The organism is Methylomonas sp. TEB (assembly GCF_047777895.1).
Taxonomy (GTDB): domain Bacteria; phylum Pseudomonadota; class Gammaproteobacteria; order Methylococcales; family Methylomonadaceae; genus Methylomonas.
The window spans coordinates 2,736,393-2,749,700 of sequence record NZ_CP180476.1; the positions used below are offsets into that span (position 1 = coordinate 2,736,393).

At 48.1% G+C, this 13,308-nt stretch carries 10 protein-coding genes and 1 pseudogene; 8 read left to right on the plus strand and 3 right to left on the minus strand.

What is annotated here, in order from left to right; all coding sequences use genetic code 11:
* The first annotated feature begins 672 nt into the window (after positions 1-672).
* From ACMXD4_RS12330 to ACMXD4_RS12355, 6 genes are all read left to right on the plus strand, one after another.
* The gene (locus tag ACMXD4_RS12330) at positions 673-1,329 is read left to right on the plus strand and encodes a transglycosylase SLT domain-containing protein (protein ID WP_415878239.1); all 657 of its coding nucleotides are present in this window, start codon (positions 673-675) and stop codon (positions 1,327-1,329) included.
* Between the two features lie 18 nt (positions 1,330-1,347).
* The gene (locus ACMXD4_RS12335; RefSeq protein ID WP_415878240.1) at positions 1,348-1,659 is read left to right on the plus strand and encodes a flagellar transcriptional regulator FlhD; all 312 of its coding nucleotides are present in this window, start codon (positions 1,348-1,350) and stop codon (positions 1,657-1,659) included.
* Positions 1,656-2,204, plus strand: coding sequence for a FlhC family transcriptional regulator (locus ACMXD4_RS12340; RefSeq protein ID WP_415878241.1), 549 nt, complete (start codon positions 1,656-1,658; stop codon positions 2,202-2,204). Before ACMXD4_RS12335 ends, ACMXD4_RS12340 begins: the two co-directional genes overlap by 4 nt.
* Positions 2,205-2,352: 148 nt before the next feature.
* Positions 2,353-2,697 (plus strand): UPF0175 family protein, encoded by a 345-nt coding sequence (locus ACMXD4_RS12345; RefSeq protein WP_415878242.1) that lies wholly within the window; start codon positions 2,353-2,355, stop codon positions 2,695-2,697.
* Between the two features lie 6 nt (positions 2,698-2,703).
* Positions 2,704-3,192, plus strand: coding sequence for a DUF3368 domain-containing protein (locus ACMXD4_RS12350; protein ID WP_415878243.1), 489 nt, complete (start codon positions 2,704-2,706; stop codon positions 3,190-3,192).
* Between the two features lie 248 nt (positions 3,193-3,440).
* The gene (locus ACMXD4_RS12355; protein ID WP_415878244.1) at positions 3,441-3,914 is read left to right on the plus strand and encodes a hypothetical protein; all 474 of its coding nucleotides are present in this window, start codon (positions 3,441-3,443) and stop codon (positions 3,912-3,914) included.
* 6 nt (positions 3,915-3,920) lie between these two features.
* Here the strand turns inward: ACMXD4_RS12355 and ACMXD4_RS12360 are convergent.
* The 3 genes and pseudogenes from ACMXD4_RS12360 to traF all read right to left on the minus strand — a co-directional run bounded on the left by ACMXD4_RS12360 (position 3,921) and on the right by traF (position 9,546).
* Positions 3,921-7,023: pseudogene (locus ACMXD4_RS12360) on the minus strand (conjugal transfer protein TraG N-terminal domain-containing protein).
* Between the two features lie 64 nt (positions 7,024-7,087).
* Positions 7,088-8,539 (minus strand): conjugal transfer protein TraH, encoded by a 1,452-nt coding sequence (locus ACMXD4_RS12365; RefSeq protein WP_415878245.1) that lies wholly within the window; start codon positions 8,537-8,539, stop codon positions 7,088-7,090.
* Positions 8,536-9,546 carry a conjugal transfer protein TraF gene (gene traF, locus ACMXD4_RS12370; protein WP_415878246.1) on the minus strand — a complete coding sequence of 337 codons (1,011 nt, stop codon included), beginning with the start codon at positions 9,544-9,546 and terminating at the stop codon, positions 8,536-8,538. Before traF ends, ACMXD4_RS12365 begins: the two co-directional genes overlap by 4 nt.
* A 488-nt stretch (positions 9,547-10,034) precedes the next feature.
* Here traF and mobI point away from each other — a divergent pair, with 488 nt between their 5' ends.
* Together mobI and ACMXD4_RS12380 are read left to right on the plus strand one after the other, a co-directional pair.
* A complete protein-coding gene (mobI, locus tag ACMXD4_RS12375) occupies positions 10,035-10,520 on the plus strand; it encodes a conjugative transfer protein MobI(A/C) (protein ID WP_415878247.1) in 486 nt (161 codons plus the stop codon).
* A 210-nt stretch (positions 10,521-10,730) separates the two neighbouring features.
* Positions 10,731-13,187, plus strand: coding sequence for an SIR2 family protein (locus ACMXD4_RS12380; protein ID WP_415878248.1), 2,457 nt, complete (start codon positions 10,731-10,733; stop codon positions 13,185-13,187).
* Positions 13,188-13,308: the final 121 nt, after the last annotated feature.

Consider the following 13,308-nt stretch of genomic DNA (forward strand, 5'->3'; position numbering starts at 1 on the left):
CGTTATGGATTACAAAATTTACCACTTTCGAAGCTGCGTTTTATTATCATTCAACCTAACCATCTCCGGCATCCTACCCGCCAAAAACCGCCGTTCCTATTCCTGTCTGGTCAATATCGAGGCTTGCTGGGGTTGTCTAGTGCTTAATTGCGTTAATCAATGAAAACTAAAAGCATTTTATAATCATGCGGTTATGATTGGCTTTTATATCGCTTATTTGTGAAATTAAGCACTAGCTTGTTCCGTAGTCACCTAGCCGCCGATATAAATCGGCCCGAACGGTGTCAGACAGATGATACTCGACAAGAAACCTAATCAAGACGGCAAGGATAGACGCGATTCGTAGCGGTAAACCCCGCATTCACCTTGTCGAGCACAATTTGCCGGTCGGCATGCAGGCGATTTTCCCATGTTCTATCATCTGAATTCGTCAGCCAGAGCGGTTTTTCGCGCAGGCCCTGTAGAACGATGGGTTGTCTTTCACCTATTGGACAGTCAGTATGATAGTGGCGCTCCGGGTAACAAGGATTCCTTCCGATCATAAGATCAAGTAAAAAAGCAGGGCAAAACTCAGTGCATCGGCGAAAAACAGCTAAAAGAGAGGTTTTTCGAACATATAGAATTTTTGACAAAATCGTAAACTCGCTTCGAGACCAACACAGTGAACTTGCGATGTCGATTATTCATTCAAAGATTCAAGAATTTAAGTTCCCTGGCATTTCAATCCAAAACCGTGTTAAGCACCTTTGGATTGGCATGATCGGCGGCCTTTACCTCATCAGTCAACCCATGGAATCGATGGCTGCTGATTCCATTCAAGCGAATGGCAACAGCCAACAGTCCCTGGCATTAAACACCAAATTACAAAACACGCAGTGGGGACAAGTTGCCCGTAGACATCGCATTGATCCCTATATTCTGTATGCCGTTGCGCTCATGGAGTCGCGGAAAAACGGTGAACAGAATCGTGTCATGCCCTGGCCCTGGGCCATCAATAACGCTGGCAACTCCTTTATTCCTAACAGTCAGCAGGAGGCAGAAGCTTTACTCAATCAAATGCTGGACCAAGGCAAGCGCAATATCGACGTCGGCATCATGCAAGTGAATCTGCGGTGGCATGGCCACCGCGTTGCGAAACCCGAACAACTCTTGATCCCGAGCATCAATATCGAAATCGGCGCCAGCCTTCTCAACGAGGCCATCCAATCGGCGCCAGACAATCTCGCTCACGGAATCGGCCGATATTACAGTTGGCAAAACGAGCCAGTAGCCATCCAGTACGGACGAAAAGTTATTGCCTTAGCCGATCAAATCCGCGCGATTCTTTAGTCCATCAAGGATTGCAGAATGGATGAGAATCTCTACAAACTCAATCTCGACTACCTCATCGTCGCTCAATCCTTAATTTTTTCCGAAAGTGAACAGAAAGCCATGTACTGCCTAGGTTTAACAACCGAAGCGGTGTCGTTGATCAGAAAGATGCCGCTCGAACAGTTGAAGAGCCTGGCTCGAAGTGATTGCCTAACCTTTGTTCCCCGTTTCAACACCCACAAATGGAGCAAATTCCTAGACGTCCAAAAAACCGAAGTGCCGGATGTAATCAACGCACGAGCCATCGAACTCCTGATGCTTTTGTCCGCACCCCCTCCAGGGTCATGAGCAGTCATTGCGCCTTTTCTGCTCGGATCAAAGATCAGTATTGGGCCTATCAATTAATAAAACGAAAGTTGCGTACAAAATTGGCCAGCCGGGTCATCAAAACCTTGCGCCCTAAAGAATTGTGTAATCTTTACTTTTCGCTGCACCGCGAAAGCCCAGTGGCGGGACTGGTCCCTAGCATTACATCAATGCCGCAGTCACGCGAGTCGTTTCTTTACATGGCCCTATTTGCTTCAATCTATCGAAGCGCTTGCTCAGGCGCTATCAGAGCAGAAATCGATCTTAATGCCATGGTGTTTGCCTGGGATACATTTTGCACACTCTATCCAAACCATATTCAAGAACGCCGACCGTTTGGCCGCATACGGCCAGCAAATTTCGATGAAGCCTGGATTATCGTCGAAGCCCTGAGAGACGGACTCGCTGAATTACCTTACTGTACGACCTGCCATACGCCCTATCTGATCATTCATGGTTGCAAATACCAGCAGGTCTGTCAAATGTGCGTGCTAAACCAAACCCCTAAGACCAGAATGATTACCTAAGAATTGATCCTAAAAACAGCGTTGTCGTGGCCGCATTGGGGGCGATTCATTATCCGGGCAGCTCATCATCCAGGGAGATAACTTTATGCACCCATTTCAATTCAGAGGACTATAATCCACCCATCCAATCTTCCTATGTAATCAAGCTATGAAAACTGTCAATGTCAGTGGTCTAAAGAACAATCCCAGCGAAGCCTTGCGCATGGCCCACAAGGATCTGGTTCTGGTCATGAATCGAAACGAACCGGACGCGGTGATGGTCGGCCTCAAAGCCGCCAAAATCATTGGAATGCCGGGCGTGCGTAAAGCCTTGGCAACGGCACTTTTCAAGGACGGTAACCTGTCCCTTGCCCGCTCCGCTAAACTGGCCGATATGCCGTTGGCAAACTTTATTGCGCACGTCTCGCGCCTGGGTATTTCCGTCATCGATCAAACGGCCGACGAAGTTGGGGATGATTTGGACACTCTGGACCAGTGGCTTAACCAAGCCTGATCGCGGATGACCAAAAAAGTAATTGTCGATGCCAGTCCATTGATCGGACTGGCGTTGGTGGAGGGTTTAATCTGGCTGCCCCAGTTATTTGGCCAGGTTTTCGTGCCCGAATCGGTTAAACAAGAAGTGTTACCAGGCAAATCGGCACCGGGTGAACAAGCCCTAGCTCACGCATTCGATTCGGGTTGGCTAACGGTATGGCATGAATCCATCACACCTTGTTTAGACATTGATCTGGACGCTGGTGAAACGGATTGCATCAACATCGCGCTATCGTCACCCGAAAACTATTTGCTGATCATGGACGAACGTGCCGGCCGGGCTGTGGCCAAAGAATATCAACTCCAGGTCGTCGGTACTGCCGCCGTCATCGGACAGGCCAAAAAGCAAGGTTTGATTTCGTCTGCTCGAGCCACTTTTGAAATTTTGCATCGATCGGATTTTCGGATTTCGGCTACCGTGATCAACAAAATTCTGGCAAGTGTCGGCGAATAAACCGTTCGATATGCAGGTCATCTTTCTTTGCCTTGTTGAAATAGTTCTGATTTAAAAAACCGACTTGGAACGTTAGCTCAATCGCGGTAGGATTGCCCAACCGCTTAAGTATGGAGAATGCTATGCCGACACAGTCATCACTCTCAAATCGGTTCAAACGGCCCAGCCGGTCGATTCAAACCCGATCAAATCACTCAATGTTTAATGGCCACCATGCAACTGTCGATTGTCCCGAATGCCATCGAATCATGGTGCCGCGCGTCATTACCTATTACGGGCAACCAACAAAATCGATTTGTCCTTTTTGTGGTGCGACGTTTGCCAAGTTTTCCTCCGGTTTACAACGATTTTTCGAACGTATACACCCAAGAACCCTTTCATTTGATGCATTTAAGAAATTAATAATTTTCGCATCATGCTTTGGCTTGATTTGGTTGATCAGTCAATGGATTGAGTTACCTAAAACGCTCAACCTTATTGGAACAATCGGCTCACTTACCTTGCTAATCATCGCGGCAGCAGAGTTAACTGTTCAGCTGATAGAACATTTAGCTGCAAAACTCTCGCATGAAAGCAATTATTACTGGGCAGGATTGGTTCTGATTCTCTCGGTTTTGTTGAGTCAGAATCCAGATTTAATCGACTATACGCTTTTGTTTTCAGGAGTAATGCTGTTACGCTGGATTGCCGTAAGCGCATTACGAGCTTTCGGTGTAAAATGATCGTAACTAATAATTGATTCGACCCCGTGCTCGATTAAAGTTAGCAATTTGATCGATCAAATCTGATCGGTTTTGCCCCGCCACTTGTCTCAATAATACAGCAATATTCTCTGCGTCAGCCGGCGCTTCTTCATCTAGAATTCCTTGTTTCGCCAAGCCTAGGCTTCCATCATCTCTTCCACCTACGGCAATTCCGGCAAAAGCCTCAAACATCGAGGCTTTATAGTAAGCCTGTTGGCTTGGTGTCAACTTATCAGCCACTTCACTTACCCTCTGATCAGCCCAAACTTGCGCCACAGCCATAAACCCAGGATATGACTGAGCCGCAGCGGATTTAACGGCCTCCCAAGCATTATCATCCTTGGCATAGGCACTACTCATATAATCAATAAATTGACTCACATGTTCATTAGCTACCTTGCCAACGGCTTCAAGGGTTTTAGCAGTGCTGTAAATACTCCCGCCTAAGTAATCGTAAGTCGCCTCAGCAACTGAAGGCGTTTCATTGGCCGCTGCCGCAATCGACTGCCTAAAATGCTCCTCTTTGACATTCGCCAATTGACCGAAGCCATCTCTTGAGTTTTGTTCACGTTCAGCCAGATTTCGATCATGTTGCGCTTCGACACGGGCCTCGCCACCGGCAATGTTTCCCGTCGCTGAACGAATCTGCGACTGTGCACGTTGATTCAGCAATTCGGTTTCGTCGCTTGGATCGTTGAGATGGGCCCGTTCGACGGAGGCTTGAACCTTGCCTGTTTCCGGTGCATTGGACTTCAGGGATTCGTTCTGGCTGGCATTCCAGCTTTGATCAGCTTGTGGCGCATTAAAGGCATCACCGAGCAGTTGGTAACCCAAGATTTGCGCCTGGTGCGATTGCTGATCGTCCAGCGTTCGGTAACTGGGTGACGAGAAGCCGGTCAATAACGACATGCCGGCGGCCGCATAGGCTTGATCGGCATCGCTGATCCAACCCGACGCTTTCCACTGCGAGGCTAACCGTTGCGTATCGCCGCGCAAGCCATACTGGTCTAATGTACGATCCAGATATTCCATCAAACCGGGGTTATGAGCGATTTTGTAACCCGTTTCCGCCGCGCCGAAACTGGCTTGCATCCCGAAGCGTTGTTGAGCGGATAGAGTCTGTTGATAGGATTCGCTAGCAGATACCGCATCGGTTGCGCTGTGTTGCAATGAGGACAACGATTGATTTTGCAGTCCCATCGACGCGACGTTTCGAGTTCCGGTTTGCGCATCCAGCGCCAGGCTTTTGGCCAGTCCGGCCTGATAGCCCTGACTGTCGTTGACGGTTTGGCTGATGTCGGCGGCGATGGCATCGGACTTATCCTGACTAACTTTAAAGTCATTCTGCAGGCGGCCGGAGATAACGCCACTGAGTTGGTCATTACCCAGCTTGGCCCCAGCATTGGCACTGCCGGCCACCAGTGCCGAAAACTGATCGGCGGATATGCCGGTATCGGCGTGTTTCTTGGCAAACGCTTCGCCAAACTGGCGATTGTAGGCGTCGGTATAACTCGAACTGCTGGCGATTTGATTGCCCAGCGATCGGCTGTCAAAGGCATCGCTGGTGATGCTGGCCGACTTCGACGCCGATGAAGACACACTGTGCATGAAGCTACTGGTGGCTTGCTCGGACGCGGAATAAGCTGACGAAACCGCCGCACTCATGTCTTTGCCGGCTGTGAATGTCGGCAGCACCTTGTCGACACCGGTTTGAGTCACTGCCGATAATGGACTGTATTGATGTTGCGGTTGGGCATTCAATACCGGCGCCGGGCTGATCACATCGGGCGTGGCGATTTTCTCGTTCACATAATCGCCGCCATCCATCCGTCCCAGGAAATGCGTGGCCGTTACTGCACCACGATAAATCAGCATCAAAGTGATGGCCGGTGTTGACGCCGCCAGCATACCCCCGATCGATAGCCATTGTTGCAACTCCATATCCAGCTGGTAAATGCCCATCATCGAGGGCAGGTTGTAGGTGGCAGTGGTCAGCGCCGCCATTTTGCCGGCGGCCGACATTACCCAGCATCACCACGAAGGCCATAATCGGCGCGATGGCGTAACTCAAGCCTTCGATGAAGGCCATCATGGGCCGGACGATTTTGGCAAACAGGGTTTGTTCCGCTGCCCATTGGGTATTGCGTTGCTGAATGGCTTGTTCGACCATCGCCGCTTTGTTCCAATGCAAGCCGTCTTCATGCCGACCGATGACACCTTTCTCGAACATCGGCATGATGGCCGACATCAGCATGTAATCGGCGGCATCGACCACACCGGGACCGGCCAGCGCATCGAAGGCGTCTTGGATTTTCGGCACCGTATCGCCTGCCGCCGGTACGCCCAAGCTCGGTTGCAACAAGCCTTCCAGCGCCGTCGCAAAATTGCCATTGGCCACTACGCTCAAATCCGCCCAGGCATCGGTACAGGTTTTGGTTTGAGGTTGGCCCCCGACATAGATTTGGGTCATGTAGATGTCGGAATCGAAGCGAATGGCATTCAGGGGATCGGCATCGCGCAAGATGGCATCTACCGATTTCTGGTTTAGATCGACACCGGTCAACGTGCATTCCCGCACGTAATTGGCAAATGAGGTCTCCATATCGCTGCCAGCATTCGGCACATTGGCCGCGCCTAAATTCACCCGCGACAATAGATTCTTCCTTACCGCCGTCAAGGTCTGCAAGCTGTCGGCAAAGCCATTGCCGGTCATCGACGGGGTACCAAAGCCTTGTTCGAACAGCCGTGTCGTGCGATAACCCATGTTCGACATCACGCTACCCACCACGGCCGGGCCCAACGGCACATTGTCGACCACCACCACGCTGCCGGTATAGGCATCCTCGATCGACACCCGCACCGCCGGCGCATAAAGCATCAACCACAACACGTAGGCCAACAATAAATCCTGATAACGAATACCGCGACCATCCCATTGCAACAAGGCACGCAGCATGACAATGATGACGCCGATCATACCACCCACGGCTGCGGCAGTGCGGTAATCGCCGGTACCGGAAATCATCGCGATCGCATTGAGGACGGCTTGCAAATAGGCGGAATCGCCCACGGAGAAGATTTCAAACATGGGCGACCTGCCTTTTAAACAACGTGGGTGAAATGCATAGCGTGGAGACGGAAGTAATGAGCGTTTAAGGACTTGGCCAAGCCATCCCGGAAGCCGGCAATTGCGCCACGGTGCCATAGTGTTTCGGCTTCACGGTGGTCATCAATTGCTGGTAAAACGCCATCAGGGTTTGCGGGTTGCCATAACGACCGGCGATGGTGACGTATTCATCCTGGATTTGCTCCCGGGCGTCCTTCAAGGCATCCATCAGCAACTTGGCGTAGGCATGGTCATTCATATGCGCAGCAGTTTGCACGGCATTGAGTAAGTCGTTGACGATTAGCTGTGCCAATTCCAAGGCAATCACCGGCGCTGCTTCTTCGGCCCATAACTTGGCAATGCCGGCATCTTCCCGTGCCAGGTTATGGATCATGCCGCCGATGGCATCCGGTACGGTTTGCATGAAGGCTTTTTCGCTGTCGGTGATTTGACCGGTGTTAGTGGAGAATTTGTAAATCAAGCCGTTGCCGGTATTGGCCGAACCTAACAGGATGTCCATTACCCGTTGCTTCAAGCCGACCAGATTGACGTTCTGGACGATGGGTTTCAGACACTGATCGGCCTCGTGGCCATCACTGCAGGTATACATCCTGACGGTTTGATAACTATTGCCGGCGTCGTTGCCGTACATCAAATCCTTGATCCGCAGCACCGGCGGCGGTGCGCTGATGGCATTGTTCTCGCCTTTGCCGTCAGGTGCGGCTTGCGGGGCATCGACGATCACCGTACCGGAAATACTCATCGCCGCTTCCAGCAAACTGTTGCCGCCGAAGCGAAACCAACCGCCAGCATTTTGATTGACTAAGGACCGCCACACCAAATTGCCTTGGATGATCTTGGTCATATCGGTCGGGTCGTTCTGTTTGATCTGCTGTACCGGATCGCCAAGCGTGCTGGTATTGGTCCAGCTGGAAAACACATCCGAAATGCCTTGGGTAAACGAGGCATTAGACAGATTGGTTTTACTCTGCAAGTCGAAGGCTTTCACCGTGTCGTTGACCAAGCCTTGCGCCAAACGGCAGGAGTTGCTGAACATTTGGTTCATCTCCTGGATTTTCTTTTGCAGATCGGTCATTACCGAGGCACACCAGGGACACATGGCGCCAACGGCGAGTTGAAATGCATAGCCTGAGGCATTGGCGGCCACGTTGCGCAGCAACTGCACGAACTGATTGAAATTGATGAAACTGAAGCTGCCGGCGAATAAATCGATGCCACCACAACCTGCACTGAACGACGGCGGCACAAACGAGACCAGATTGGTGTTGGTGATGCCGCTGCGCGCCACCAGGCTGCCACCGGTAATCACCCCACGGCGTTGCCCCAGATGCGCGGTCGGCGCCGTGAAGTTGGTCATGGTGCCGAACATGCTGTCCATTTCCTGTTGCAGGTCGGCATAGGCTGGAACGGCACTCTCTACCAACAGGATCAAGACCACCACCTGGCGATAGCGTCGTGATAGCGAAAATGACGTCATGGCGTTCTCCCAAAATGCGCACTGCGTTGCAATGCCTGGATCAGTGACAGTGGGTCTTGAGTGACCGCAAGGCTGATGCTACCGGTGGCCGGTAACAACATCGGTGTGTTACGGATGCCCTGAGTGGTTTGGTATTGCGAGGCATCGATCCAACCGGCTTCCTTGGCCGCCAACAGAATCCGACCAGTGACTTCTTCCAGCGACAAGGCACCTTGCGCCAACGGTACAATTTGCTTGGGCGGTTTCATCAAGAACAGCGCCGGGGTTTGTTCAACCCCCAACATCGCGGCCTGCCCTTGATCGCGTTTGAACTGACTGAAAAAGCCATTCGGCATCGGCAAGCCATCCAGCGACACCGGATAGATTTTGAAGCCGTAGGTGTTTTCCAGCATGGCCAGAATCGGCGCCTGGACATGGCAATAAGGGCAATCGGAACGGAAGAAAAACAAAATGCCGGCTTGTGCGGCAATTGCTTTCAATGCGCGTTCGGCCACCACGCTGGCTTGATGATTGGCTTCATTGGCCGCATAGGTTGCCACCGGACGACGCACGGTTTCGTCGAGTTGCGGATCGGACATCACCACGTAACGGGCGGCGTTGGTAAAGCGCTCGGCTTTGTCCATCATCACCCGTTGCAGGTAATAAAACGCAGCGACGTTCTCGGGACTCGGATCGTCGATGGCCTGGTTCAGGTAATGCTCCAGGTTTTGCTTTAACCAGGCAGAGGACAGTGGTTGGGGGTCTACAGCAGTCTGTGGTCGAGTTTGGGGTTCAATTTCAGCTTCAACGGCGATGGGCGGTTTTATGTCCGGCTTGGGTTTTTCCTGATCGGTTTGAATATCGGGTTTGGCTTTTTTAGCCGGTTCCGGCAACACCTCATACCAAAACCAGCCGCGCTGTTTGTCGGCGAAATAGGAAACCTCGGGCGCGACGTCCTTACCCATCGCCAGAGAGGCGCTGAGACACAAACTCATGATGATCGGTAAAGAAATGGCATTTCGGTTCATCGCGCCATTGTCCGTCAGATCTTCCCAGCGACTTTTGCAGCTGACGACGAAAACGCCATCAGCTGCAAGATGGTTCGAAATGCGATCGCAGATCGCGACCGTAACAGCAGACGATCGCGAATGCGGCGTCAACTGCAATCGGCATCCCATATCGGTTGCATAAAATGCTGGCGTTATTGCGAACAGACCATAGCCCGCAAATCCCAATAGTAAATCGACTTTCGATTTCCCTACGCTAGTAGGGAAACGTGGCAACGGTAATCGGCCTGAAATCCGAAGTTATTTCCTAGGTAGGCATGAATCACGCCGTTTTGCGAAGGCAATGCCTAAATGAACCATCGAGAAAATGACAGTGATATGCCTACTGCGGTAGGGATTTAAGGTGCAAATACCTATGCAGTAAGGCGTTTTCCAAGGCTCGCAATTAACAGAAAATCCCGTTAGGCATTGTCCATGTCTATCCCTACAGTTAAGTAATAGGAAAATTCATGTCCAGCGAACAACCTGTCAACAGTCAGCCCAATCTTACTGAACAAGACCTTCTGCATTGGATCGAAACCCGGTGCGATCATCTCCAGGCGCAAGCCAAAGTATTGGTCGATGATTATTGGCGCCAGATGAAAAGCCAGCGCCAGAAACACAGCAAAAGCGAATCTGGCCGAATCGGCGTCCGCATCCGCTGCCGGGAAAACCAACGCGGTTTCAGCATTGAGTGGTATCGCATGGCCACATTACGGCAAAACGGTCAAACCAAGCCCATTGCGCAGTATGTTAAGAAAGGCCGTGGCTATCGTTATCCGCTTGGCAACCTGCTGAAGGGCGAACCCACCTGGGAAGCGGAATTAGTCGAAGAACTGGAAACCGAGTTTGCCCATATCCGGCAACAGCTCGATCGACTGGGAAAAATTCGCGATGCGGTGCAGCGTTATTGCAGGGCAATTGAAGCTGACACAGACAACAAATTCATCGGTTGAGATGGCTAAATGACAAGCATTGCTTCAATAAACCTGAGAGAATCATGGCTTCGAACGGCCATCTTCTGTAACTCGCCGCAGCGGTAATAGAGGGTTGCTTCTCTGCATTAGAAGTTTTAATCGACATTAAGCTTACAACATATTGGTGATAATAAATATCATCTCAAATTATATTAGCTTAGTACAAATAAGGAATAAAGGGATTCAAACATGCCAAAACTGCCATTTAATGATGCTCTACAACATGCCATTCAAGGAAATGCGATTCTTTTTCTTGGAGCAGGTTTTTCTACTCTTTTTGAAGATGTAAAGTCTCGGGCTTTACCTGTTGGGACTAAGCTCGCGGATGAAATGGTAAGCGCATGCAATGGTAAAGCAACAAAGGATTTAAGGGTTGCAGCCACTCAACTGCTTAAGTCTGTTGGAGATAAAAATTACGTTGAATTTCTTCAAGAAAGATTTACTGTTCGAGTTGACGCTAAATCTATGGAGCCTGCTATAAAAATAGCTAGTGAAAACTGGGCTCGGATTTACACAACGAATTTTGATGACGGGTATGAAAGAGCTGCAGTTCAAGCTAATAAAAAAGTGCTTTCTGCTACAGTAGCAGATAATGTAGATGAGTTTTCCCATAATCCTCGCACATGTATCCATATTCACGGATTTATCGACAAAATATCTTCTAGAAACATTGAAACAAATTTGGTTCTTACTTTGCCAGGCTATGCTGCCGGAGAGTTTTATAACTCAAGATGGTGTACTCAATTAAAACATGATTTTAGAGCCGCAAAAGCCATATTTTTTATCGGTTATTCATTAAACGATTTGGATATTGCAAAAACCTTGAATCAATGTGGATTAGATATTTCCGATAAGACATTTTTTATTATTAGAGAAGATGGCGACAGCGATCTTGAAATCATGCTCGATGACTTTGGTTCATTTTGTCCGATTGGTGTTTCTGGTTTTGCCGAAGCATTATCAAAGATTGACCGCGCAACCTTGCCAAAGTTACAGGAAAGTTTCATGGCATTTAATGAGCTTCGTATTCCAAGGAATCCAATACGCCCGTCAAATTCTGATATATTTAAATTACTATCGTCAGGCTTTTCTAGTGAAGACTTATTACTTTCTCCTGAAGTGGAAACGAATAACACATACACAGTCCAAAGAAAAGTTGTTGTTGAAGTTGTTAATCTTATTGAACAACAAAAGCCGAACTTTTTTGCTATTTTTAGCGAAATATCAAATGGAAAAAGCATTGCTCTTTATCAACTTTCTCGTGCATTAATTGAAAAGGATTTTCGTGTTTTCATGCTTGTTGATACAAGCAGGAATTGGTCAAAAGAAATTCAAGCGATTTTTAACATTGAAAAACGGAATGTTGCATTTATAGTTGATGACTGTGGAAATGGGGAACGATTCGATTGCATTAGTGATATTCAAAGATTGCTTAGAGAAGGTGATGTACTTGTCATTGCTGACAGAACAATTCGCTACGAATCTATAGAAAGGAAGCTCGTAAACGATTTAACATATAGACGTCCTATAGAATTCGACATTGATATATTAAGTGAAACTGAGCGTTCTGGTTTTGTTTCTTTATTGCATGCCCATGGATTGTGGGAAGATCTTCAAGGGGCTCCAACTCATTATAAGGACAAGGTGATAAAAAATGATGCTTCAAACCAAATTAGGGGTATCTTACTCGGAATTATAAAATCACCTAGCGCTATTATTAGACTTAAAGAATCTTTGGATGATATAGATTTTAAAAATAGGGATTTTGATGGTCTTTTGATGAGTCTAATTTTGACTGTTACTCAAGCAGTAGAGCTCCGTCAAGATGTAGTGGATGATCTAGTTAATGGAATGCCATTGCGGCAACTTTTGGCGAACTCAAATGGAGCTAGAGCGCTAATTCAATTGAAATCGCCAAATATCATAAAAACTGTTTCTGCAATTGTTTCAGAAACCATTATACGCGAATTTGTACCGCTTGATGTTCTTATTCGCTGCATAGTCGGCTCAATTAAAAACGCTAAAAATTTCGGTGTTTCAAGTATTCAACGAAAATTTCCTGAGAGAATTATTCAATTTCGCTTGATTCAACAGCTTCTTCCCAACACTCAAACAAGGTCTTTGGCGGCAATTGAGGAAATCTATGATTTAATTAAGCAAGAATATGGTTATAGTGATGATCCTCAGTTTTGGTTGCAGTATGCAATATGCCAGTTATTTTTAGGGAATTTTACACAAGCGGAAATATATTTTAAAACAGCATATGGTGCATGTAGTCGTCGACCGGGATATAACACAAAATTCATTGATAATCATTATGCAAGGTACATTTTAGAGAATGCAGTTGAAGGTAATGGTGTCCCATTTTCAATTGTTGACGCAGAAAATCAATTGAATAAAGCTAAGTCATTATTGCTTCCTCAGTTTAATAATAATGATCATTATCCATATAAAGTGGCAACAAATTTGTTGCCCTTCGTAAGGATGTATGTGAGGCAAATGAGTATGGATGCGAAAGAAGGAGTCATGCGATTTATAGATATTGTTTTGCAAAATGCAGAGCGAGCTGAATATCATCGATATATCAATCAATGTAAAATAGCACTTAAAGAAACACGAGTAATAATAGAGCAAAGTAATCTATAAATCTGCTTTGATTGTAGTAACTATGGAGTACAGCTAGAGGTCATAAGATCCACTTTGGAGGGTGTCACAAGACGACCAAGGGCGTTCCAAATAAGCCCAGTGACAAACGCCTCACTAGCAT